This is a genomic window from Allobosea sp. CCNWLY174, assembly GCF_037120455.1.
Taxonomy (GTDB): domain Bacteria; phylum Pseudomonadota; class Alphaproteobacteria; order Rhizobiales; family Beijerinckiaceae; genus Allobosea; species Allobosea lupini.
The window spans coordinates 275,864-298,007 of sequence record NZ_JBBBBQ010000002.1 but is presented as its reverse complement, the minus strand read 5'-3'; the positions used below and the strand labels follow the sequence as shown (position 1 = coordinate 298,007).

The 22,144-nt window shown below is 68.0% G+C and carries 22 protein-coding genes; 21 read left to right on the top strand and 1 reads right to left on the bottom strand.

Features of this window, described 5'->3' with window-relative positions; translation table 11 throughout:
* The first annotated feature begins 26 nt into the window (after window positions 1-26).
* Genes pcaD through V7S63_RS08175 form a run of 7 tightly spaced genes read left to right on the top strand, consistent with a single transcriptional unit; the run spans window position 27 to window position 4,881 of the window.
* Window positions 27-812, top strand: coding sequence for a 3-oxoadipate enol-lactonase (gene pcaD / locus V7S63_RS08205; RefSeq protein WP_336529860.1), 786 nt, complete (start codon window positions 27-29; stop codon window positions 810-812).
* A gap of 16 nt (window positions 813-828) precedes the next feature.
* Window positions 829-1,191 (top strand): 4-carboxymuconolactone decarboxylase, encoded by a 363-nt coding sequence (gene pcaC / locus V7S63_RS08200; protein WP_336529859.1) that lies wholly within the window; start codon window positions 829-831, stop codon window positions 1,189-1,191.
* 28 nt (window positions 1,192-1,219) lie between these two features.
* The gene (gene pcaH / locus V7S63_RS08195) at window positions 1,220-1,942 is read left to right on the top strand and encodes a protocatechuate 3,4-dioxygenase subunit beta (RefSeq protein ID WP_100959515.1); all 723 of its coding nucleotides are present in this window, start codon (window positions 1,220-1,222) and stop codon (window positions 1,940-1,942) included.
* Window positions 1,943-1,944: 2 nt separating this feature from the next.
* Window positions 1,945-2,556, top strand: coding sequence for a protocatechuate 3,4-dioxygenase subunit alpha (gene pcaG / locus V7S63_RS08190; protein ID WP_336529858.1), 612 nt, complete (start codon window positions 1,945-1,947; stop codon window positions 2,554-2,556).
* Window positions 2,557-2,559: 3 nt separating this feature from the next.
* Entirely contained in the window at window positions 2,560-3,408 is an 849-nt protein-coding gene (locus V7S63_RS08185; protein ID WP_336529857.1) for a 3-oxoadipate:acetyl-CoA acetyltransferase, read from the top strand.
* 43 nt (window positions 3,409-3,451) lie between these two features.
* Window positions 3,452-4,282, top strand: a complete 831-nt coding sequence (locus tag V7S63_RS08180; RefSeq protein ID WP_336529856.1) for a shikimate dehydrogenase family protein — start codon at window positions 3,452-3,454, stop codon at window positions 4,280-4,282.
* 59 nt (window positions 4,283-4,341) lie between these two features.
* Window positions 4,342-4,881 (top strand): hypothetical protein, encoded by a 540-nt coding sequence (locus V7S63_RS08175; protein ID WP_336529855.1) that lies wholly within the window; start codon window positions 4,342-4,344, stop codon window positions 4,879-4,881.
* Between the two features lie 12 nt (window positions 4,882-4,893).
* On the opposite strand, the gene V7S63_RS08170 is transcribed toward V7S63_RS08175, so the two are convergent.
* Window positions 4,894-5,532 carry an alpha/beta hydrolase family protein gene (locus V7S63_RS08170; RefSeq protein WP_336529854.1) on the bottom strand — a complete coding sequence of 213 codons (639 nt, stop codon included), beginning with the start codon at window positions 5,530-5,532 and terminating at the stop codon, window positions 4,894-4,896.
* Window positions 5,533-5,762: 230 nt separating this feature from the next.
* On the opposite strand from V7S63_RS08170, the gene V7S63_RS08165 reads away from it, so the two are divergent.
* From V7S63_RS08165 to V7S63_RS08100, 14 genes are all read left to right on the top strand, one after another.
* The gene (locus V7S63_RS08165; RefSeq protein ID WP_100959520.1) at window positions 5,763-7,013 is read left to right on the top strand and encodes an ABC transporter substrate-binding protein; all 1,251 of its coding nucleotides are present in this window, start codon (window positions 5,763-5,765) and stop codon (window positions 7,011-7,013) included.
* Between the two features lie 167 nt (window positions 7,014-7,180).
* Window positions 7,181-8,035, top strand: coding sequence for a helix-turn-helix transcriptional regulator (locus tag V7S63_RS08160; RefSeq protein WP_336529853.1), 855 nt, complete (start codon window positions 7,181-7,183; stop codon window positions 8,033-8,035).
* On the top strand, window positions 8,028-9,041 hold the full coding sequence (locus V7S63_RS08155; RefSeq protein ID WP_336529852.1) for a branched-chain amino acid ABC transporter permease: 1,014 nt from the start codon (window positions 8,028-8,030) through the stop codon (window positions 9,039-9,041). The genes V7S63_RS08160 and V7S63_RS08155 overlap by 8 nt, the downstream gene beginning before the upstream one ends.
* Window positions 9,042-9,043: 2 nt before the next feature.
* Window positions 9,044-10,132: a branched-chain amino acid ABC transporter permease gene (locus tag V7S63_RS08150; protein WP_091838510.1), complete on the top strand. Its 1,089-nt coding sequence runs from the start codon at window positions 9,044-9,046 to the stop codon at window positions 10,130-10,132.
* The gene (locus V7S63_RS08145; protein WP_336529851.1) at window positions 10,129-10,917 is read left to right on the top strand and encodes an ABC transporter ATP-binding protein; all 789 of its coding nucleotides are present in this window, start codon (window positions 10,129-10,131) and stop codon (window positions 10,915-10,917) included. The genes V7S63_RS08150 and V7S63_RS08145 overlap by 4 nt, the downstream gene beginning before the upstream one ends.
* On the top strand, window positions 10,910-13,153 hold the full coding sequence (locus V7S63_RS08140; protein ID WP_336529850.1) for an ABC transporter permease: 2,244 nt from the start codon (window positions 10,910-10,912) through the stop codon (window positions 13,151-13,153). The genes V7S63_RS08145 and V7S63_RS08140 overlap by 8 nt, the downstream gene beginning before the upstream one ends.
* Window positions 13,150-14,031, top strand: coding sequence for a phosphoenolpyruvate hydrolase family protein (locus tag V7S63_RS08135; protein ID WP_336529849.1), 882 nt, complete (start codon window positions 13,150-13,152; stop codon window positions 14,029-14,031). Before V7S63_RS08140 ends, V7S63_RS08135 begins: the two co-directional genes overlap by 4 nt.
* A gap of 172 nt (window positions 14,032-14,203) precedes the next feature.
* On the top strand, window positions 14,204-17,101 hold the full coding sequence (locus tag V7S63_RS08130) for a flotillin family protein (protein WP_336529848.1): 2,898 nt from the start codon (window positions 14,204-14,206) through the stop codon (window positions 17,099-17,101).
* Between the two features lie 11 nt (window positions 17,102-17,112).
* On the top strand, window positions 17,113-17,550 hold the full coding sequence (locus V7S63_RS08125; RefSeq protein WP_091838493.1) for an SRPBCC family protein: 438 nt from the start codon (window positions 17,113-17,115) through the stop codon (window positions 17,548-17,550).
* A gap of 2 nt (window positions 17,551-17,552) precedes the next feature.
* The gene (locus V7S63_RS08120; protein ID WP_091838489.1) at window positions 17,553-18,005 is read left to right on the top strand and encodes an SRPBCC family protein; all 453 of its coding nucleotides are present in this window, start codon (window positions 17,553-17,555) and stop codon (window positions 18,003-18,005) included.
* Window position 18,006: 1 nt separating this feature from the next.
* Entirely contained in the window at window positions 18,007-18,828 is an 822-nt protein-coding gene (locus V7S63_RS08115; protein WP_336529847.1) for an FAD binding domain-containing protein, read from the top strand.
* Window positions 18,829-18,838: 10 nt separating this feature from the next.
* Complete coding sequence (locus tag V7S63_RS08110; protein WP_091838479.1) at window positions 18,839-19,321, top strand: (2Fe-2S)-binding protein; 483 nt, start codon at window positions 18,839-18,841, stop codon at window positions 19,319-19,321.
* A gap of 11 nt (window positions 19,322-19,332) precedes the next feature.
* The gene (locus V7S63_RS08105; RefSeq protein ID WP_336529846.1) at window positions 19,333-21,096 is read left to right on the top strand and encodes a xanthine dehydrogenase family protein molybdopterin-binding subunit; all 1,764 of its coding nucleotides are present in this window, start codon (window positions 19,333-19,335) and stop codon (window positions 21,094-21,096) included.
* 1 nt (window position 21,097) lies between these two features.
* Window positions 21,098-22,141, top strand: coding sequence for a xanthine dehydrogenase family protein molybdopterin-binding subunit (locus V7S63_RS08100; protein ID WP_336529845.1), 1,044 nt, complete (start codon window positions 21,098-21,100; stop codon window positions 22,139-22,141).
* The last annotated feature ends 3 nt before the right edge of the window (window positions 22,142-22,144 follow it).

The following is a 22,144-nucleotide window of genomic DNA, read 5'->3' as shown; positions in this document are numbered from 1 at the left end:
ATAGGTTATGGCCAGGAGGAGAGATCGTGCAAGCCTTTACCCGCCCTTATGGCGCTCTCCACTATCGCACGGACGGCCCGGCGGACGCTCCGACGGTCATCTTCGCCAACTCGCTCGGCACGGATCTGCGGCTCTGGGATGCGGTCCTGCCGCTTCTGCCCCAGGATTTGCGCTATATCCGCTACGACAAGCAGGGCCACGGCCTCTCGACGCTGGGCGGCGGTACCGACATCGCTGATCATGCCGACGACGCCATCGCGCTGATCGAGGCGCTGGCGGGCAAGCCGGTCGTCTTCGTCGGCCTCTCGATCGGTGGCCTGATCGGCCAGACCGTGGCGAGCCGGCGTCCCGAGCTTGTCCGCGCTCTCGTCCTCTCGAACACCGCAGCAAAGCTCGGCACGGTCGAGAGCTGGCAGGCCCGCATCGATGCCATCGCCGGCCATGGGCTGGAGCATATCGCCGACGCCGTCATGGAGCGCTGGTTCGCCCCCGCCTTCCGCGCCACGCCGGAGCTCGCGCTCTGGCGCGCCATGCTGACCCGGACGCCGGCGGACGGTTACATCGCCGCCTGCAAGGCGCTCTCGCGGGCCGACCAGACTGCCGCGACCGCTGCCTTGCGCCTGCCCACTCTGGCGATCGCCGGCGATGCCGACGGCGCCTCTCCGGCCGAGCTGGTCGAAGCGACGGCCGCACTGATCCCCGGCTCCGCCTTCCACGTCATTCCCGGCGCGGGCCACCTGCCCTGCGTCGAGAAGCCCGCGGCCTATGCTGCGATCCTGTCGCCATTCCTGAGGGTCAACGCCCATGACTGAACTTGCCGAGAAAGGCATGTCGACCCGCCGCCGCGTGCTGGGCGCAGCCTATGTCGACCGCGCCGAGGCCAACAAATCCGCGTTCGACGCGCCCTTCCAGGCCCTGATCACCGATGCCGCCTGGGGCCATGTCTGGGGCCGAGACACGCTGCCGGCGCGCGAACGCTCGATGATGACGATCGCGCTCCTGGCCGGGCTCGGCAATTACGAGGAGCTCGCCCTGCATCTGCGCGCCACGCGCAACACCGGGGCGAGCAAGGAGGATGTGATGGAGGCCCTCCTCCACGTCGCAATCTATGCCGGCGTCCCGCGCGCCAACCACGCCATCAAGATCGCGAAGGACATCTTCGCAGCCATGGCTCAGGAAGAGCAGGCATAAGATCATAAGAACAAGGAGAGGAAACGTCATGAAACCAGCGGAGTTCTACCAGCGTGACCGGACCTTGCAGCCGCCGGCGCTGACGCCGGACTACAAGACCTCGGTCGCGCGCAGTCCGCGCCTGGCGATGCTCTCGCTCCAGGGCTCGCTGTCGGAAATCACCGGCCCGACCTTCGGCCACAGCGACATCGACCCGATCGACAACGACCTGATCAAGAACTACGCCAAGTCGGGCGACCCGGTCGGCGAGCGCATCATCGTCCATGGCCGTGTCCTCGACGAGAACGGCCGCGGCGTGCCGAACACGCTGGTCGAGATCTGGCAGGCCAATGCCGGCGGGCGCTACCGACACAAGAAGGACACCTATCTCGCGCCGATCGACCCGAATTTCGGCGGCTGCGGCCGCACGCTGACCGACGAGAACGGCTACTACTTCTTCCGCACGATCAAGCCCGGCGCCTATCCCTGGCGCAACTGGGTCAACAACTGGCGCCCGGCCCATATCCACGTCTCGGTCTTCGGCACGGCCTTCAGCCAGCGCCTGATCACCCAGATGTATTTCGAGGGCGACCCGCTGATCGCGAAATGCCCGATCGTCGCGACGATTCCCGACCAGCGCGCCATCGACCAGCTGATCGCGCCACTCGACCTGAACGCCGGCGTGCCGCTCGACTGCCTCGCCTACAAGTTCGACATCGTGCTGCGCGGCCGCCGCTCGACCCTGTTCGAGAACCGCCTGGAGGGCAACTGATCATGGTCCAGGCTCTGCCCTATCTGAAGGAATCCGCCTCCCAGACCGCCGGCCCTTATGTCCATATCGGCCTGGCACCGGGTGCGGCGGGCTTCGACATCTATCGCCAGGAGCTCGGCCAGATCATCGCCGGCCCGGACGTGCCCGGGGAGCGCATCCGCGTCGAGGGCCTGGTCTATGACGGCACCGGCGCGCCGGTGAAGGACATACTGCTGGAAGCCTGGCAGGCCGACGCCAATGGCATCTACCCTCATCCCGAGGACCCGCGCCACGCCGAGGTCGCAGCCGGTTTCCGCGGCTGGGGCCGGATCATCACCGATTTCGACAGCGGCCTCTGGAGCTTCGAGACGATCAAGCCCGGGCCCGTTCGGGGCCGCAACAACCGCGTGATGGCGCCGCATATCAGCCTCTGGCTCGTCTCGCGCGGCATCAACATCGGTCTCAACACGCGGATGTATTTCGACGACGAGGACAACAGCGCCGATCCCGTGCTCGGCCTCGTCGAGCAGGAGAATCGCCGCCGGACCCTGATCGCAAAGCGCACCGCGCCTGGCGTCTACCGGTTCGACATTCGCCTCCAGGGCGAAGGCGAGACCGTGTTCCTGGACGTCTGAGCCATGACGCAGCCCTGCATCATCTGCGTCGCCATCACCGGCTCGCTGCCGACCAAGGCCAACAACCCGGCGGTGCCGATCACCATCGCCGAGCAGATCGAGAGCACGCAGGAGGCCTTCGAGGCCGGCGCCAGCATCGCGCACTGTCATGTGCGCGACGACGAAGGCAAGCCGAGCTCGGACCCCGAGCGCTATGGCCGCCTCAAGGAAGGCCTGGAGAAGCATTGCCCCGGCATGATCGTCCAGCTCTCGACCGGCGGCCGCTCGGGCGCCGGCCAGGCCCGCGGCGCCATGCTGTCGCTGCGGCCGGACATGGCCTCGCTCGCCGTCGGCTCGAACAACTTCCCGACCCGCGTCTACGAGAATGCGCCTGACCTGGTCGACTGGCTCGCCGCCGAGATGGTGACCCATGGCGTCAAGCCGGAGATCGAGGCCTTCGACCTCTCGCACATCCTCAAGGCGCATGAGATGTGGCAGCGCGGCCAGATCGTCGAGCGCCCTTACGTCCAGTTCGTCATGGGTGTGAAGAACGCGATGCCGGTCGATCGCGACGTGTTCGACTACTACATCCGAACCGTGAAGCGCCTGTTCGGCGAGAACGCGCCCTGGTGCGCGGCCGGCATCGGCTCGAACCAGATCGTGCTGAACGAATGGGCGATCGCCGCCGGCGGCCATGCCCGCACCGGCCTTGAAGACAATGTCCGCCTCGACCGCGAGCGGCTCGCGCCCTCGAACGCGGCGCTGGTCGCGCAGGCAGCCGAACTCTGCCGGAAATACGGCCGGCCCGTCGCGACCTGGCAGCAGGCGCGCGAGATTCTCGGCATTCCGATGAGGGCAGGCAGCGCCGGCTGAGCCACGCCGCCTTCCTCCGGTCCGAAACAGGACAGAACGAACCATGATCAGCGGAAAGACAAAGCTCATCGGCCATCTCGGCTTCCCGACCGAGAGCTTCAAGGCGCCGCTGATCTACAATCCCTATTTCGAGCGCGACGGCATCGACGCGGTGGTCGTCCCCATGGGCAGCCGCGCCGAGGACTATCCCGATTTCCTCAGGCTGTTCTTCCGGCTCTCCAATGCCCATGGCGCGCTCGTCACCATGCCGCACAAGGTGGTGACGACCGGCCTGGTCGACGATCTCATGCCGACGGCCGCCATCGCCGGGGCCTGCAATGCCGTACGCCGCGAATCCGACGGCCGGCTGACCGGCGACATGTTCGACGGCGAGGGCTTCGTGCGCGGCGTCCTGCGCAAGGGCCGCCAGGTCGCCGGCACCCGCGCGCTCGTGGTCGGCGCGGGCGGCGTCGGCTCGGCGATCTCCGCTTCGCTCGCCAAGGCTGGAGTGGCCGAGCTCGGCCTGTTCGACATGAATGGCGGGGCGGCAGAGGCACTGGGAGGACGGCTCACCCGCTATTATCCCGCGCTCAAGGTGTCGACGGGATCGAACGATCCGGCCGGCTTCGACATCGTCGTCAATGCGACCCCGCTCGGGATGAAGCCGAGCGATCCGCTCCCGCTCTACATCGAGCGCCTGCCCGCCTCCGCCTTCGTCGGCGAAGTGGTGATGGCGCAGACCATCACACCCTTCCTGGCGGCGGCGCAGCAGCGCGGCTGCCAGATCCAGGTCGGCACCGACATGCTGTTCGAGCAGATCCCGGCCTATCTGGAATTCTTCGGCCTGCCCACGACCACGGCGGAGGATCTGCGCTCCGTGGCGCGGCTTGGCTGAGGACGGGCGCTAGCCGGCACGCATCATACCGCGCCGCGGTGAACGGAAGATCGCATCCAATGAAGTGGAATGGAGAGCCGGGCGCTCGACGGCCCGCAGGAACCCCGCCGGCCAGGTTCCTCAAGGCCGGCCTGCTCGCGCTGCTGACCGCCATTGTCCTGCCCGCTGCAGCTTCTGACTGGCAGCGCTATGGCAATGCCCGCTTCCAATACTGGATCGACATCCCGCCGGGCTTCTCCAAGATAGAGGAGGCCGACAATGGCGACGGTGGTGTCTCGGCGTCTCCGGACGGCACTGGCGAGTTGCGGGTCTGGGGCAGCTATCCGACCGCAAGCAGTCTTGCAGCCGAGGCCAAGCAGCGCCAGGCATTCGACGAGCGCGACGGCTGGGCCATCAGCTACCAGACGCAGAACAAGAGCGGAGCCGCCTGGTCCGGAGCCAGGGAAAACCGCATCCTCTATGCGCGCGCCATCCCAGCTTGCGACCGGGCGGTTGCCTATTTTCGTATCGAGTACGATCGGGAACGGCAGAAGGCCTTCGACCCGGTAATCTCCCGGCTGGTCAAGTCGTTCCGAAGCGGCGACTGCCGGGCGCGCTGAACGCCCTCGCCCTCACCTCTGGCCCGGCCTCGCCTCCGCCCAGGCCGCGACGGTCTTGGCCATTGTCGCCAGATGCCCGCTCGCCGAAAAGCCCGACGCCTTGCGCGGGCGCAGGTCGTGATCGCCATCCTCCAGCCAGAGCATCTCGATCGCCGGCGACAGGGCATAGCCATCGACCTCCTCGCGCGTGCCGAATTCGTCGCGCGTGCCCTGGACGATGAGCGTCGGCGTCCTGAGATCGGCCAGATGCTGCGTCCGTAGCTGCTCCGGCTTTGCCGGCGGATGGAACGGGTAGCCGAGACAGAGCAGGCCCCCGATCCGGCCGGCCGCGAACAGGTCGTCGGCGACCATGCTGGCGACACGCCCGCCCATCGACTTGCCGCCGATGATCAGCGATCGCGACGGGCCGAGCGCCTCGATCGCAGCCAGGTATTCCGGCTTGAGCGTCTCGGCCCGCGGTGGCGGCTTGCGGCCGGCCTCGCTGCGGCGGCTGGCCATATAGGCGAACTCGAAGCGGGCGACGCGAAACCCCTGCCCAGCCAGGCTTTCCGTCGCAGCGGTCATCGACGCGGAATCCATCTGAGCCCCTGCGCCATGGGCCAGGAGAATTGTGTACCTGGCCTCTTCCGGGCCGTCGAAGAGGAAATGCAAATCCGTCCCTCCATCCGTCACGAGCGCAAATCTGAGGGCGCCCGGGGTCTCGCAATGTCCTGCATCGCCTTGTCCGCTCCGGCAGCGAAAAGCAGACCCTCGGCAATATCTACGACCTTGGCAGTAGAACCGCCTGTGCTAGCCTAGATTTAGAGCGGGATAAAAAATCCGCCATCGGCTCCGCCGTTGGAAACCTTCGGCGCGGCCGTCCACGCAGGGAGGTAAATGCAATGCGGAAGGCACTCATGGCCGCCGTCGCGGCGTGCGCTTTGATTGCGGCTGGAACGACCGGCCAGGCTCAGGAAAAACTCAAGATCGGCGTGCTGGCAACGCTTTCGGGCGCGCTGACCTCGGGCGGCGAAGACGGTGTCCGCGGCGCGCAGATCGCGCTGAAGCAGCGTGGCGGCAAGATCGCCGGCCGCGAGGTCGAGTTCATCATCGCGGCGACCGACGCCAGCCCGGACTCGGCGCTGCGGGCCGCGCGCAAGCTCGTCGAGCAGGACAAGGTCCAGCTCATCCTCGGCCCGCTTTCGGGCTCCGAGGGCATCGCGATGCGCGACTACTCGAAGACGGTGCCCAACGTCACCGTGGTCGATGCGTCTTCCGGCGCGCTCGAGACCACCTATGTCAACCCATCGCCGAACTACTTCCGCTTCAACAGCAACGGCGCGATGTGGATGGCCGGTCTCGGCGAGTATGTCTTCAAGGACAAGGGCTACAAGAAGCTCGCCGTCATCGGCGAGGATTACTCCTTCCCCTATACGCAGGTCTTCGGCTTCGCCCTCGGCTATTGCAAGGCCGGCGGCCAGATCGTGCAGCGCCAGTGGGTCCCGCTCGGGACCAAGGACTTCGGCTCGGTCATCGCCAATATCCCCGATGACGTCGACGCCGTCTTCCTCGGTCTCGGCGGCGGCGACTCCGTGAACTTCCTCAACCAGTATGGTCAGACCGGCGGCAAGGCGAAGTTCGTCGGCGGGTCGATCATGGTCGACCAGACCGTGCTGTCCTCGCGCGGGAACGCCAAGCGTCTGCTCGTCGGCACGCCCTCCTCCGGCGGCGTGGCGGATGCCTGGGACGATCCGAAATGGAAGGCCTGGGTCAAGGCCTATCAGGACGCCTTCCCGGCGGATAAGCGCTTCGCGAGCCCGTCGCTGTTCGCGACCAACTACTACAACGCCTTCAACGGCATGGCGACGGGGCTGGAAAAGGTGAACGCCGACCTCTCCGACGGCGGCGCGAAGTTCCGGGCGGAACTCGCCAAGGTCGAGCTCGATGCCCCGAACGGGCCGATCAAGCTCGACGACGACCGGCAGGCGATCGCGACGACCTTCATCACCGAAGTCGTCGAGGGGCCGAACGGCGACCTCACCAACAAATTCGTCCGCACCGTCCCGAATGTCTCGAAGACGATGGGGCTGTCGGCGGAAGCCTTCAAGGCGGTGGGGCTGCCCTCCCGGACCAATCCGGAATGCAAGCCTTAGTCGTTCGTACCGACTGACTCCCCGGGCAGGACACGATCGATCTTGTCCTGCCCGGCCAGCCGTCCCGCTCCGGTCAACGACGTCGCGCGCATCCTTTGTGCGCCGTCGGGCGAAGGCTCACCTGATGAGGCAGCCGCGCGCCACCGGGCATTGCTACGCGAGGAGCCATGAGTCGCGCAGTCGCGGTCTGCCACGGTCCCTTCGGACGGGTGTCGATCTATAATCTCGATCGCCCGATGGTGGTGCATGCCCACCGCGAAGCGCATTTGATCTTCTTTCTCGAGGGCTCGCGGGGACTTGTGACCGTCAATGACCACACGGTCCGTGTCGATCCCTTCATGGGCGTTGCGGTCAATCCCTGGGAACCGCATAATTTCCAGCCGGAGCAGCCGGGTGCCTTCGGGCTCTTCCTCGTCATCTATCTCAAGCCCGAATGGCTCGCGGCGCAGGCCATGCCGTCGGCCGGTTCGCTGGTCTTCCCGTCATCCGAACTGGTCATAACCCGCGAGCTCGCCGCCTGGCGTGACCAGGCGGTCGAGATGCTGCTGTCGCAGCACCGCGAGCTCAATCTCGCCCCGGTGCTGATGGCGCTGGCGCAGGCCTCCAGCGAACCGATCGGACCCGAGCTGGTCTCCTCGCTGCTACATGACACCTCGGCAGGCGCGCTCGATCGGCGCGTGCTGCGCGCCTGCCGGCTGCTGGAGCAGCATACCTCGTCCGAAGGCGCGCTCGCCCGGATCGCGCGCGAGGCCGGATTGTCGCGCGCCCATTTCTTCAAGCTCTTCCGGCAACAGGTCGGCGTGACCCCGACCATCTTCGCCAATACCGCCCGAATTGACGCGGCGCTCGAGCGGATCGTGCTGTCGAGCGACCCGGTGACCAGCATCAGCCACCGCCTCGGCTTCTCCGGCCAGAGCGTGTTCACCCGCTTCTTCACCGCCCATGTCGGCATGGCGCCGCGCGACTATCGGCGAGTGCTGCGCACCGTCGGCCTCCCGCCCTCGCAGGCGAGCCATGTCTGATTTCATCGGCCGCCGCCCGATCTGGTCGCTGGTGATCCTGATCGCCGTCGCTCTCCTTGCCTTCCTGATCTTCGCGGTCTGGACGCCGTGGATGGAGCTGACCTTCGGCAGGAAGCGCGTATTCCTGAGCGCGCTGTTCAACGGCATCACGCTCGGCGGCCTGTATTTCCTCGTCGCCAGCGGCTTCACGCTGATCTTCGGCCTGATGCGCAACGTCAACCTGGCGCATGGCTCGCTCTATCTGTTCGGTGGTTATGTCGGCTACAGCATCGGCAACCTGACCGGATCCTGGTTCGCCGCGCTGATCGGCGCGTTCGTGATCGTCGCCCTCGCCGGCATGCTGATGCAGGTGCTGCTCTTCCGCTGGATGGAGGGCCAGGACCTGCGCCAGACGCTGGTCACGATCGGCCTCTCGATCATCGTCGCCGACCTGCTGCTCTGGGGCTATGGCGGCGACACCTTCCAGGTCACGACGCCGGACTGGCTGTCCGGGCCGATCCAACTGCCCTTCGTCGTCGCGCTGCGTGGCAATGGCGAGGCGGTGATGATGACCTATCCGCTGGTCCGCATCGCCATCCTGATCGGCGCGATCATCCTGGGCATCGCGATGTGGCTCGCGCTCAACCGCACCCGCATCGGCATGCTGGTGCGCGCCGGCGTCGACGATCGCGACATGCTCTCGGCGACCGGCGTACGCGTGCAGCTCGTCTTCATCATGGTCTTCGCCTTCGGTGCCGGGCTCGCGGGCCTCGCCGGCGTCGTCGGCGGCACGTTCCAGTCGCTGCAGCCGGGCGAGGACACCAAGATCCTCCTGTCCTCGCTTGTCGTCGTCATCGTCGGCGGCATGGGCTCGATCCCCGGCGCGGCGATGGGCGCGCTGATCGTCGGCCTCGCCGAGCAGTTCGGCTCGGTCTACATGCCGACCTATGCGGTGATGCTGACCTTCGTCATCATGGTCGTGGTGCTGGCGATCCGGCCGCAGGGCCTTGCGGCGGTGAGGCGCTGACGATGGCGCTGGCCGAACCCCGCCTCGCGATCGCCACCCCGCGGCCCCGCGAGGGCCTCGCCGAGGTGATCGCCCGGCAGGGCACCGCCTTCTGGATCGTCGCGGCGCTGCTTCTGGTGATGCCGCTGATCGCAAGCCCGTTCTGGCTCGTCCAGATCCTCGCCTACGCGATGATCCTCGGCATGATCGCGCTCAGCCTGATGTTCCTCGCCGGCTATGGCGGCATCGTCAGCCTGATCCAGATGACGGTAGCGGCCTTCGCCGCCTATCTCGTCGCGATCTTTGGCGAGAGCGCCATCACTCAGATCAGCCTGAAATGGCCGTGGTGGACGGCAGTGCCGGTCGCGATCCTGCTCGCCACCTTGTTCGGCACGCTGGGCGGTGCGCTCTCGGTCCGGACCGAGGGCATCTATACGATCATGATCACGCTCGCGATCGGCTCGGCCTTCTACTACCTGACGCTGCAGAACTACACGATCTTCAACGGCTTCAGCGGCTTCAACGGGGTGATGCCACCCGTCTTCCTCGGTATCGACTGGGGCGGCACCGTGCCGTTCTATTACCTGACGCTCGGCTTTGCCGCCCTGGCCTATGCCGTGGTCGTCTATGTCTCGCGGGCGCCCTTCGGCCTCGCTCTGCAGGGCACCCGCGACAATCCGAGGCGCATGGCGGCGCTCGGCTTCGATGTCGTCGCCCATCGCATCGCCGCCTATGCCTTCGCTGCGGTGATCGCCGCCTTCGCCGGCGTGCTGCTGGTCTGGTACCAGCGCCAAGTCTCGCCGGGAACGGGCGGCGTCGGCCCGGTGGTCGACATGCTGATCATCGCCGTGGTCGGGGGCTTGAGCCGGCCGATCGGCCCCTTCATCGGCGCGCTGGTCTATGTTCTGCTGCGGACTTTCGCCCTCGATTTGCTCGACTGGGTCGGGCTCGAAGGCAAGCGCTATCAATTGCTGATCGGCTTCGGCTTCCTCGTCATCGTGCTGTTCTCGCCGGACGGACTGATCGGCATCTGGCAGCGGCTGCGCGAGCGCTATCGCAAGAGCCGCGAGGCGCAGGATGCACAAATGCGGACCGGCGGAGGCGCGCCATGAGCGCCGTGCCGAGCCTGGAGCGGCTGAATACGGGCAGCTCGGGCAATGCGCTCGAACTGCGCGGCGTCTCGCGCCTGTTCGGGGCGCTCGCGGCCCTGTCAGACGTCACGCTCTCGGTCCGCCCCGGCGAGCGGCGCGCCGTGCTCGGCTCGAACGGCGCCGGCAAGACCACGCTGTTCAACTGCGTCACCGGCGATTTTTCGCCCAGCTCCGGCGTCATCCGCTTCTTCGGCGAAGATGTGACGGCCTTCCCGCCGCATGAACGCATCCGCCGCGGCCTCAGGCGTACCTACCAGATTTCCTCGCTCTTCACCGGCCTGACGGTGATCGACAATGTCTATCTCGCCTGTCGCGGGGTCTCGCGGAACCGCTTCTCGTTGCGCCGGCCGCGGCGCGACGACACGCTCCAGCACACGGCCGAGAGCCTGGTCGACGCCGTCCATCTCACTGCGGTCAAGGATCGTCTGGTCGGCGAACTCGCCTATGGCCAGCAGCGCCAGCTCGAGATCGCCCTTGCTCTGTCGGGCGCACCGCGCTTCATCCTGTTCGACGAGCCGGCGGCCGGCCTGTCGCCGACCGAGCGGGCCGACCTCGTCCAGATCCTGACCTCGCTGCCGGCCCATATCGGCTACATCATCATCGAGCACGACATGGACGTGGCGCTGCGCGTCGTCGAGAGCGTGACGATGATGCACAATGGCCGCATCTTCAAGGAAGGGCGGCCGGACGAGATCGAATCCGATCCCGAGGTGCAGGAACTCTATCTCGGGGGCGGCCATGGCTGAGCGCCTTAAAGCCCCGCCCCCGGCCGGCATCCCGATCCTGCAGATCGCAGGCTTGAACGTCTTCTATGGCCGCTCGCACGCCGTCCAGGGCGTCGATCTCACGCTGCAGCACGGTGTCCTCTCCGTCGTAGGCCGCAACGGCATGGGCAAGACCACCATGTGCAAGGCGATCATGGGGTTGGTGCCGATCGCGTCGGGCTCGATCCGCTTCTTCGGCGAGGAGATCGCCGGCCGCTCGCCGGCCGAGGTGGCGCGGCTCGGCATCGGCTATGTGCCGCAGGGCCGCCGGCTCTGGCGCTCGCTGACGGTCGACGAGCATCTGCGGCTGATGCAGCGCGGCAAGCGCGGCGCCTGGACGCCGGAGCGCATCTACGAAGTCTTCCCGCGCCTGGCCGAGCGCCGCAACAATGGCGGCGGACAGCTCTCCGGCGGCGAGCAGCAGATGCTGGCGATCAGCCGCGCGCTCCTGCTCAACCCGCGCCTCCTCGTCATGGACGAGCCGACCGAGGGGCTGGCACCGGTCATCGTCGCCCATGTCGAGGAGATGCTGGTCCGCCTCGCCGAGCAGGGCGACGTCGCAATCCTGGTGATCGAGCAGAACATCGGCGTCGCCACGCAGATGTCCGATCCCGTCGCGATCATGGTCAACGGCCGGATCAACCGCATCATTCCCTCGGCGACGCTGGCCGGCGACCGCGACCTGCAGCAGCGCCTGCTCGGCGTCGGCCGCCATGGCCATGACGAAACCGATGCGGCGGCGGACGCGGCCCCGGCAGCCGGAACCTCACGGTCTGCCGCTCCGGTGCCGGCCGGACCGATCCGTGTCTACGTTTCGAACCCGGCCATCCCGAACCGCTGGTCGCAAGCCGTGCCGGCGGCGCGGATCGAGGCGCAGGCCCGCACCATCTCGCGCCCGACATTGGCAACGCGCGATGGCCAGCCTGTCGGTGCGATCCGGCCGCTCGCCGCCGCGGCGAGCAGCGAGCCTTATGTCGTCGTCGCCGGCACGCTCGACACCAAGGGCGAGGAACTGCGCTTCATCCGCGACCTGATCCGCGCCGAGGGCTTGCGCACCCGTCTCGTCGATCTTTCTACCTCCGGCCGCAGTGCCGGCGGCGACGTCACTCCACAGGAGATCGCACTCGCCTCGCCGAAAGGTTCGGCCGGCATCTCCTCCGGCGATCGCGGCACGGCGGTGGCGGCGATGACCGAGGCCTTCAAGGCCTGGCTGCCGCGCCAGCAAGGGCTGCTCGGCATCATCTCGGCCGGCGGCTCGGGCGCAACGGCGATGGTGACGCCGGCGATGCAGGCGCTGCCGGTCGGCCTGCCCAAGCTGATGATCTCGACCATGGCCTCCGGCGACGTCCGCGCCTATGTCGGCGCCACCGACATCGCCATGCTGCACGCCGTCACCGACGTGCAAGGCGTCAACCGTGTCTCCCGCCTCGTGCTCGGCAATGGCGCGCACGCCATCGCCGCCATGGCCAAGGCCCGCCTCGCCGAGCTGAAGCCTGAGCCCTCGCGCCGCCGCGAGGTGGAGAAGCCGCTGGTCGGGCTCACCATGTTCGGCGTCACCACGGCTTGCGTGCAGCAGGTCTCCAAGCTCCTCGCCGACGACTGGGAGCCGCTCGTCTTCCACGCCACCGGCACCGGCGGGCGCGCAATGGAGAAGCTGGTCGAGTCCGGCCTCGTCGGCGCGGTGATCGACGTCACGACCACCGAGATCTGCGACCTGCTGATGGGCGGCCTGCTGCCGGCGACCGAGGACCGCTTCGGCGCGATCATCCGCACCCGCGTCCCCTATGTCGGCTCGGTCGGCGCGCTCGACATGGTCAACTTCTTCGCGCCCGAGACGGTGCCGGAGCGCTATCGCGGCCGGCTGCTCTATCCGCACAACCCGCAGATCACCCTGATGCGGACGACGGCGGAGGAGAACGCCCGGATGGGCCGCTGGATCGGCGAACGGCTGAACCAGATGGAAGGGCCGGTCCGCTTCCTGATCCCCGAGCTCGGCGTCTCCGCGCTGGATGCGCCCGGCCAGGCCTTCCACGATCCGGCCGCCGACGCCGCCCTGTTCCAGGCGCTGGAGCAGACCGTGCGCACCGGCCCCCAACGGCAGCTGATCCGCCTGCCGCTCCACATCAACGACCCCGCCTTCGCCGCCGCTCTGGTGCAGCAGTTCCGCACACTGCATGCCGGCCGGCGCCGCGAGCGGGCCGGCGGAGGCAGATCATGACGAGCTTCGACAAGAAGGCCCTGCTGAAGCGCTTCCGGGCGATGATCGCCAAAGGCGAGCCGATCGTGGGTGGCGGCGCCGGCACCGGCCTTTCGGCAAAGTGCGAGGAAGCCGGTGGGATCGACCTGATCGTCATCTACAATTCCGGCCGCTACCGCATGGCCGGCCGCGGCTCTCTCTCCGGTTTGATGCCCTATGGCGACGCCAATGCGATCGTCATGGAGATGGCGGCCGAGGTGCTGCCGGTGGTGAGGAACACGCCGGTGATCGCCGGCGTCTGCGGCACCGACCCGTTCCGGCGCATGGACGTCTTTCTCGACGAGGTGAAGCGCCTCGGTTTCGCCGGCGTGCAGAACTTCCCGACCGTCGGGCTGATCGACGGCACCTTCCGCGCCAATCTCGAAGAGACCGGCATGGGCTTCGGGCTCGAGGTCGAAATGATCGCCCTCGCCAATGCCAAGGGCCTGCTGACCACCCCTTACGTCTTCTGCGAGGAGGATGCCCGCGCCATGGCGAAAGCCGGCGCCGACATCATCGTCTGCCATCTCGGGTTGACCACCGGCGGCTCGATCGGCGCCGAAACCGCGCTCAAGCTGAAGGACTGCCCGGCGCTGGTCGAGCGCTGGGCCAAGGCTGCGCTCGCGGTGAAGAAGGACGCGATCATCCTCGTCCATGGCGGGCCGGTCGCGGAACCGGCGGATGCCGACTTCATCATGAAGAACACGACGCATTGCCACGGCTTCTACGGCGCGTCCTCGATGGAGCGCCTGCCGGTCGAGGTCGCGATCCGCGACCAGACCAGCGCCTTCAAGCGGATCGGCCGCTCGGCGGCGACGGGAAAGCCGGCGCGCAAGGCCGGCGGGAGCAGGAAACCATGAGCATTCGGCTCTTCCTCAGCCCTCATCCTGAGGAGCCGCGGAGCGGCGTCTCGAAGGATGGTCCAGATGTCTTCGGATCGCGCTGGAGCATCCTTCGAGACGCGCCTGCGGCGCTCCTCAGGATGAGGGCTGAGAAAAAAGAGAACGCGACGCTGGCGGGGAGAACGTCACCATGACCGGGCAACTGATCGGATCGCTGATCCTCTGGCTGATCGCGGCGGTGATCGTCATCGCCATCGTCGTCTATCTGGTGAACTGGCTCTATCGCCGGTCCTCGAAGGAGGTCTCCTTCGTCCGCACCGGCCTGTTCGGCGAAAAGGTGGTGATCAATGGCGGCGCCTTCGTGCTGCCGATCATCCACGACGTCACGCCGGTCAACATGAACGTGCTGCAGCTTGCGGTCACGCGGGCGAACAACGACGCACTGATCACCCGAGACCGCATGCGGGTCGACATCGACGCCGAATTCTACGTCCGGGTGAAGCCGGAGCGGCAGTCGGTCTCGGTCGCCGCCGCCACGCTCGGCCGGCGCACCTTGCAGCCGGACCAGCTCAATGCGCTGCTCTCCGGCAAGTTCATCTCGGCGCTGCGCACCGTCGCCTCCGAGATGACCATGGAGGAGATGCACGAGCAGCGCGGTTCCTACGTCCAGCGCGTCAAGGACGCTGCCGCCGAGGCGCTGGACCAGAACGGCCTCGTACTGGAATCGGTCGCGCTCACCGATCTCGACCAGACCGACCTGCAATATTTCAACCCGTCCAACCGCTTCGACGCCGCCGGTCTGACCCGGATTATCGAGGAGATCGAGGACAAGCGGAAGCTGCGCAACGACATCGAGCAGGACTCGATGATCCGCATCCGCACCCGCAATCTCGAAGCCGAGCGCCAGGCGCTCGACATCGAGCGCGAGAGCGAGGCGGCACGGCTGGACCAGCAGCGCGAGATCGAGATCAAGCGCGCCATGCAGCGCGCCGAGGTCGCCCGCGAGCGCGCCGTCCGCGACACCGAGGCCGAGCAGGCGCAGATCACGTCGCGCGAGGAGATCGAGAAGTCGCGCATCGCCAATGAGCGCGCGATCAGCGAGGCGCGCATCGCCTCGGAGCGGGACATCCGCCAGCAGGAGATCGCCCGGACACAAGCCGTCGAGGAGGCCGAGATCGCCGCGCGCGAGCAGGTCGAGAAGGCGCGCATCGCCAACGAGCAGGCAGTCAACGCCGCCCGCATCGCCTCCGAGCGCGAGATCCGGCAGAAGGAAATCGAGCGCACCAGGGTGCTGGAAGCGGCCGAGATCGAGGCACGCGAATCCACCGAGAAGGCCCGCATACAGCAGGAGACCGCGGTCAACTCCGAGCGCATCACCCGCGAGCAGGAGGTCCGCAACCGCGAGATCGAGCGTACCCGCGCGCTGGAGCAGGACGACATCGCGGCGCGTGAATCGGTCGAGACCGCCCGCATCTCGCAGGAGGAGCGTGTCCGCGCGCTCCAGATCGCGCGCAACCGGGCGCTCGACGAGGCCGAGATCGCTGCCCGCGAAGCGATCGAGAAGGCCCGCATCGCCCAGGAGAACGCGGTCGCGGCCGACCGCATCGCGCTCGACCAGCGCACCCGCCTGCTCGAGATCGGGCGCACCGAAGCGATCGAGACGGCGGAGATCGCCTCGCGCGAGGCGACCGAGAAGGCCCGCATCACGCAGGAGCAGACCATTTCGAGCGCACGCATCCGCCGCGACGAGGATGTGCGCAGCCTCGAAATCGCCCGCAACCAGGCGATCGACACCGCCGAGATTTCCGCGCGCGAGGCGACCGAAGCCGCCAGGATCGCGCAGGAGAAGGCCGTCGCCGCCGAGCGCATCGCCGCGGAACTCGCAACAAAGGAGCTGGAGATCAAGCGCGCGGCCGAACTCGATGGTGCCGAGCTCAAGCGCCGCGACGCGGTCGAGCGTCAGCGCATTGCGATCGAGCTGAAGCTCGACCAGGAGCGCATCACCTCGACCAGGACGCGCGAGATCGCGCAGATCGCCCAGAAGGAAGCAATCGAGGTCGCCGAAGAGCAGCGCGCGATCGTGCTCGCGACCAAGAAGGTCGAGCGCACCGACGCCGACAAGGCGCTGCGCCAGGCCGAGATCACGGCGCGCCAGCAGGTCGAGACCGTCGACATCGCCCGCGAGCAGGCGCTGGAAGCGGTCAGGATCGAGCGCCGCCGCGCGCTGGAGCAACTGGAAATCGCCCGCAACCAGGCGCTGCAGGAGGCGCAGATCGTCGCGAACGAGGAGGTCGAGCGCGCCCGCATCTCGTCCGATCGCGGCCTCGACGAAGCCCGTATCGGCCGCCAGCGCGAGCTGCGCAAGCTCGAGATCGGGCGCGAGCGCGAGGTCGAGACGGCCGCCATGGACAAGGCGATCGCACTCTACGCCAAGTCGCTGGAGGAATCGGCGGCGCAGGCCAATGCCGAGATCGCGCGCGCCAAGGCCGTCGAGGCCGAGGAGAAGGTCAAGACCGTCCGCGAGAGCGAGAGCGCCCAGCGGCGCAAGACCGTCGAGATCCTGCTCGCCGAGAAGGCCGCAGCGGAGGCGCGCATCGCGGCCGAGGCCGAGAAGGTGCGCCGTGCTGTCGAGGCCGAGGCGCAGAAGCTGCTCTACGAGGCCGAGAACGTGCTCAGCGACGGCGCCCGCTACGGGCTGTTCCGGCGCCGCTTGCTCGACAAGATCGAGGGCATCGTGCGCGAGAGCGTCAAGCCGATGGAGAAGATCGAGGGCATCCGCATCCTACATGTCGACGGGCTCGCCGGCGGGGCGGGAGCGAGCGGCGCCGGCGGCGCAGCGCGCTCGCCGACCGACGAGGTGATCGAATCGGCGCTGCGCTACCGGGTCCAGGCGCCGATGATCGACCAGGTGCTGAAGGAGATCGGCATCGAGGGCGGCAATCTCGCCAAGATGGGCGGGCTGATGCGCGAGGCCTCGGACATGCAGCGCGTCGCCAAGGAGGCGCAGCCGGCCAAACCGAAGGAGGCTGGCGAGCCCCCTCCCGCTCCTGAAGGCGGCGGCCGTTCCGGCTCCGGCAAGAAGTCGTGAGGCGCTGAGCGATGGCCCGCGTCTACGTCTCCAGCGTCATCGCCGCCCCGGCCGCCAAGGTCTGGGCCAGGGTGCGCGACTTCAACGGGCTGCCGAACTGGCATCCGCGCATCGCCGAGAGCCGGATCGAGAATGGCGAGCCGGCCGACAAGGTCGGCTGCATCCGCGCCTTCTCGCTGCGCAGCGGCGACCGTTTGCGCGAGCAGCTGCTCGGCCTCTCCGACTACGACATGTTCTGCACCTATTCGATCCTGGACTCGCCGATGCCGCTGACCAACTACGTCGCGACGCTCAGGCTGACGCCGATCACCGACCAGGAGCGCACCTTCATCGAATGGTCGGCCGATTTCGACTGTGCGCCTGACAAGGAGGCCGAGCTCGTCGCCGGCATCGGCACCAATGTCTTCCAGGGCGGCTTCGACGCCCTCAAGCGCGCCTTCGGGGGATAGCCATGCCCCATGTGGTCCGCAGCACGATCATCGATGCGCCGGTGGACCGGCTCTGGTCGGTCCTGCGCGACTTCAACGGGCATGACCGCTGGCATCCGATCGTGGCGAGGAGCGAGATCGAGCGCGCCTATCCGCCGGACCGGGTCGGCTGCATCAGGCGCTTCCAGCTGCGCGACGGCAGCGAATTGCGCGAGCAATTGCTGACCCTCTCAGACCTCGAGATGACCTTCAGCTATTGCCTGCTCGATACGCCGATCCCGCTGTTCAACTATGTTGCCCATGTCCGTTTGCTGCCGGTGACGGACGGCAATCGCAGCTTCTGGCACTGGGAGAGCCGCTTCACCACGCCGCCGGGACGCGAGGCCGAGCTCGCCAGGCTGGTCGGCGACGAGGTCTACACCAACGGCATCGAGGCGGTGCGCCGCCTGCCGGCGATCGTCGGCGAGGAGGCCTGACATGCTCGATCTGCGAACCTGCGCCAGCCTGTCGGAAGCCGCCGGCATCCTCTCCGGCGACCGCCAGGCGCTCTTGATCGGCGGCGGCACGCTGGTGATGCGCGACGTCAACGAGGGCCGTTTGACCGAGGGCACGCTGGTGCGCGTCACCGATCCGGCCTTCCGCCAGATAAGCGCTGGCGGCGCCCGCATCGAACTCGGCGCCGGGGTGACCATGGCGATGGTGCTGGCCAATCGCGAGCTCGCCTTTTTGCATGCCGCGGCGCGCGCCATCGGCGGCCCGGCGGTCCGGACGATGGCGACGATAGGCGGCAATCTCTTCGCCGCGGCGCCCTATGGCGACTTCACAGTGGCACTGCTGGCGCTCGATGCGCAGGTCGTGCTGCAATCCGGCTACGGCTCGGGCCGGGCGGTGGCTCTGGAGGATTTCCTCAGCGCCCGCGAGCGCGGCGGCCAGGGGCTGGTGACGGCTGTGCAGTTCGCCCGGCCGCAGAACCCGGCCGAGTTCCATTTCCGCAAGATCAGCCGGGTGAAGCCGAAGGGCATCTCGCTGCTCTCGATCGCGGCGCATCTGCCGCTTGCGGGCGGCCGGATCGCGCAGGCGCGCGTCGCCTATGGCGCGATGGCGCCGACCCCGATCCGCGCCCGCGGCGTCGCGCGCGCGCTCGACGGCAAGCCGCTCGACCAGAGCGCGATCCAGGCGGCGAAGCAGGCGGCGCTCGAAGGTTGCCGCCCGGCGACCGACGCGATCGCCAGCGAGTGGTATCGGCGCGAGATCCTCCCCGTCCATCTCGGCCGGCTGCTCGCCGGCGAGCCGCGCTGAGGAGGCGCCGATGGCCAAGCTCCCCATCCAGTTCCGCCTCAACGGCAGCGACCGCGCCACCTTCGTCGACCCGGCGAGCAACCTGCTCGATACGCTCCGGCGCGGACTCGGCGATTTCGGCCCGAAATATGGCTGCGGCCAGGGCACTTGCGGCGTCTGTACCGTGCTGGTCGACGGCGAGCCGCAGCTCGCCTGCTTGACCCTCGCCGTGTCCTGCGAGGGTCGCCAGATCGAGACCACCTCCGGCATGGCCGATGGCCCGAACCTGCACCCGCTGCAGGACGCCTTCATGGATCATTTCGCCGCCCAATGCGGCTTCTGCACGCCGGGCATGCTGACCGCGGCGCGGGCCCTGCTGGCGAAGAACCCGCAGCCGAGCCGGGAGGAGGTCGTCGAGGCGATCAGCGGCAATATCTGCCGCTGCACCGGCTACGAGCCGATCATCGCCGCTATCCTCGCCGCGGCGAACGCGCCCGGCGCGCGCCGGGCTTGAGGGAGGCCGTCATGCTAGAACTCCGCAAGGACCTCTTCGCCGACGAGCGCGACGACAATCTCAACGTCATCGGCAAGGGCGTGCAGCGCCAGGACATGCCGGGCCATGTCACGGCGCGCACCCGCTTCTTCGACGATCACGCCTTCGACGGCATGCTGCATCTCAAGGTGGTGCGCAGCCCGCACCATCATGCCCGCATCCGTTCGATCGACACCTCGGCGGCCGAGCGCGCGCCCGGCGTCAAGCGCGTGCTGCGCGGCGCCGACGTCCCGGTCAACAAGAACACGCTGCTCAGCCTGATCAATTTCGGTAAGGACGACGAGCCCTCGCTGGCGGTGAGCAAGGTCAGTTACAAGGGCGAGCCGGTCGTCGCGATCCTCGCCGACAGCGAGGCGCAGGCGCTGGCCGCGCGCAAGCTGGTGCGCATCGACTACGACCCGCTTCCGGCCGTCTTCGATGTCGAGGAGACGCTGAAGCCTGGCGCGCCGGTGGTCAACGAGACCTATCCCGGCAACTACTTCGAATATCACGAGCGCTTCGACCATCAGAAGCTGCGCTTCGGCGACGTCGAGCGCGGCTTCGCCAGCGCCGATATCGTGATGGAACATCGCTACCAGATGTCGCCGATCGAGCACGCGCCGACCGAGACCAATGGCTCGATCGCCGCGCCCGAACAAAACGGCCGCTATGTCGTGCACTCCTGCGCCCAGGGCCTGTTCTTCGCGCTGGGCACGACCGCCAAGATCGTCGACGTGGAGTCGAACCAGCTACATTTCATCGGCGGCACGGTCGGCGGCGGCTTCGGCGGCAAGGTCGACTCGCTGACCGAGCCGCTCGCCGTGCTCGGCGCCATGCTGACCGGCCGCCCGGTGCGCTTCGTGCTCGATCGCGAGGAGGAGATGCTCTACGGCTCGCCGCGCGGGGCCGAGCGCATCTACATCAAGGACGGATTGATGCGCGACGGGCGGATTGTTGCCCGCCATATCCGCAGCTATTTCGACGCCGGCGCCTATACGCGCCTGTCGAGCTACGCCGCGATCAAGTGCACGGCGCATGTGCCGGGGCCGTACTGGATCCCCAACGTCGCCTCCGACATCTACGTCTCCTACACCAATCGCTGCCCCTCGACCGCGATGCGCGGCTTCGGCGTCACCGCGGTCGACTTCGCGCTCGAGGTCCAGATGGACCGCCTCGCTGAGGCCGCCAGCATGGACCCGATGGAGTTCCGGATTCTCAACGCCTATCGCGATGGCGACATGAAACCGCATCGGCGCGCCGCCAAGAACACGGCGCTGGTCGAATGCGTGCAGGTCGCGGCCGAGAAGGCGAACTGGCCGCTGTCCGAGCAGGCGAAGCGGGCGTCTTCGCTGATCGGCGGCGGCGCCGGCGAGCGCGCGCAGATCCCGGCGACCCAGCTCGATGCCCGCGGCCAGATCGGCCGGCCGGACACGCGCAGCGGGCCGGTGACGCAGGTTCTGCCTGCTGGGACGAGCCGGATCGCGCCGAGCAAGCAGCCGGTGATGGAGGGCGCGCGCGACGGCCGCGCGACGCCGACGCAGGTGCCGCGCTACGAGCCGCAGCGGCCGGCAGCGCCACCGCCACCTCCGGCCTACCAGCCGGCGCCGCCGCCCTATCAGCCGGCCAGTTCGTATTCGCCGGCGCCCGGCCACCAACCGGCGAGCCCGCCGCCTGCCTCGCCACCGCCGGCCGCACCCGCGCAGACCCAGCATGGCGCGGTGCGGTTCTCGTCGGTCTTCGGCACGAGGAGGCGCTGAGATGGCACGTCACGAAGGCCGCGGCATGGCCTCGGTCAACTACCCGATCGGCATGAACCTGGGCGGCGATCCGAGCCAGGCGCTGATCCATTCCAACCCGGACGGCAAGTTCACCGTCGCGCTCTCGGCGATCGATCTCGGCCAGGGCATGAAGCAGGTCTCGCGCCAGATCGCGGCCGAGACGCTCGGCGTGCCCATAGAGGATGTGTATGTCGACACCGCCGACAGCGACACCGGCCCGCACGACATGGGCTCCTTCGCCTCGCGCGGCACGCACCGCATGGGGAACGCCATCATCGTCGCCGCCCGCGAGGCCCGCGGCGTGCTGCTCGAAGCGGCGGCCGAGGAGCTCGAGGTCAATGCCGCCGACCTCGTCACCGATGGGCGCGGCAACATCCATGTCCGCGGCGCGCCCTCGCGCAGCATCACGGTCAAGGCGACGGCGCAGGCGGCGCAGTTCAAGCAGGGCAAGACCATTGCCGGGCGCGGCATCTTCCTGATCCCGCTCTCGGCGGTCGATGCCGAGACCGGCGAGATGAACCCGAACACCGCCTTCGCCCATGCCTGCCTCGTCGCGGATGTCAGCGTCGACGACGAGACCGGCGAGGTCGAGGTGCTCCGGATGACCAGCGCCTACGAGCTCGGCCGCGTCATCAATCCGCGCATGGTCGAGCAGCAATTGGTCGGCGGAGCCTGGATGGGCATCAGCCACGCCCTCTATGAGACGCCAGAGCCGTACTATCCCAGCCCCGACCACGGCCCGCGCGACTTCAACGAATACCTGATGCCGGGACCGGGCGATGTCGCGCCCTATCACGTCACGGTGCTGGAGCGACCGGCGCCGGACGGCCCGTTCGGCGGCAAGGGCCCGGGCGAGATGTGCGCCAACCCGGTGCTGCCGGCCATCGCCAACGCCGTCTACAACGCCGTCGGAGTCAGGGTCGACGAGTTGCCGATCACGCCGGAGAAGATCCTGCGCGGTCTCAAGGCCAATGGTGGCGCCAAGCCCGGTCCGCGCCGCGGCGGCCCGGTGAACTGGCGGTGACGC

What these genes read in the sequence shown, in the direction of transcription:
- pcaC (WP_336529859.1), top strand. Translation starts at nt 829, where the DNA reads ATGTCGACCCGCCGCCGCGTGCTGGGCGCAGCCTATGTCGACCGCGCC.
- pcaH (WP_100959515.1), top strand. Translation starts at nt 1,220, where the DNA reads ATGAAACCAGCGGAGTTCTACCAGCGTGACCGGACCTTGCAGCCGCCG.
- pcaG (WP_336529858.1), top strand. Translation starts at nt 1,945, where the DNA reads ATGGTCCAGGCTCTGCCCTATCTGAAGGAATCCGCCTCCCAGACCGCC.
- V7S63_RS08185 (WP_336529857.1), top strand. Translation starts at nt 2,560, where the DNA reads ATGACGCAGCCCTGCATCATCTGCGTCGCCATCACCGGCTCGCTGCCG.
- V7S63_RS08180 (WP_336529856.1), top strand. Translation starts at nt 3,452, where the DNA reads ATGATCAGCGGAAAGACAAAGCTCATCGGCCATCTCGGCTTCCCGACC.
- V7S63_RS08175 (WP_336529855.1), top strand. Translation starts at nt 4,342, where the DNA reads ATGAAGTGGAATGGAGAGCCGGGCGCTCGACGGCCCGCAGGAACCCCG.
- V7S63_RS08165 (WP_100959520.1), top strand. Translation starts at nt 5,763, where the DNA reads ATGCGGAAGGCACTCATGGCCGCCGTCGCGGCGTGCGCTTTGATTGCG.
- V7S63_RS08160 (WP_336529853.1), top strand. Translation starts at nt 7,181, where the DNA reads ATGAGTCGCGCAGTCGCGGTCTGCCACGGTCCCTTCGGACGGGTGTCG.
- V7S63_RS08155 (WP_336529852.1), top strand. Translation starts at nt 8,028, where the DNA reads ATGTCTGATTTCATCGGCCGCCGCCCGATCTGGTCGCTGGTGATCCTG.
- V7S63_RS08150 (WP_091838510.1), top strand. Translation starts at nt 9,044, where the DNA reads ATGGCGCTGGCCGAACCCCGCCTCGCGATCGCCACCCCGCGGCCCCGC.
- V7S63_RS08145 (WP_336529851.1), top strand. Translation starts at nt 10,129, where the DNA reads ATGAGCGCCGTGCCGAGCCTGGAGCGGCTGAATACGGGCAGCTCGGGC.
- V7S63_RS08140 (WP_336529850.1), top strand. Translation starts at nt 10,910, where the DNA reads ATGGCTGAGCGCCTTAAAGCCCCGCCCCCGGCCGGCATCCCGATCCTG.
- V7S63_RS08135 (WP_336529849.1), top strand. Translation starts at nt 13,150, where the DNA reads ATGACGAGCTTCGACAAGAAGGCCCTGCTGAAGCGCTTCCGGGCGATG.
- V7S63_RS08130 (WP_336529848.1), top strand. Translation starts at nt 14,204, where the DNA reads ATGACCGGGCAACTGATCGGATCGCTGATCCTCTGGCTGATCGCGGCG.
- V7S63_RS08125 (WP_091838493.1), top strand. Translation starts at nt 17,113, where the DNA reads ATGGCCCGCGTCTACGTCTCCAGCGTCATCGCCGCCCCGGCCGCCAAG.
- V7S63_RS08120 (WP_091838489.1), top strand. Translation starts at nt 17,553, where the DNA reads ATGCCCCATGTGGTCCGCAGCACGATCATCGATGCGCCGGTGGACCGG.
- V7S63_RS08115 (WP_336529847.1), top strand. Translation starts at nt 18,007, where the DNA reads ATGCTCGATCTGCGAACCTGCGCCAGCCTGTCGGAAGCCGCCGGCATC.
- V7S63_RS08110 (WP_091838479.1), top strand. Translation starts at nt 18,839, where the DNA reads ATGGCCAAGCTCCCCATCCAGTTCCGCCTCAACGGCAGCGACCGCGCC.
- V7S63_RS08105 (WP_336529846.1), top strand. Translation starts at nt 19,333, where the DNA reads ATGCTAGAACTCCGCAAGGACCTCTTCGCCGACGAGCGCGACGACAAT.
- V7S63_RS08100 (WP_336529845.1), top strand. Translation starts at nt 21,098, where the DNA reads ATGGCACGTCACGAAGGCCGCGGCATGGCCTCGGTCAACTACCCGATC.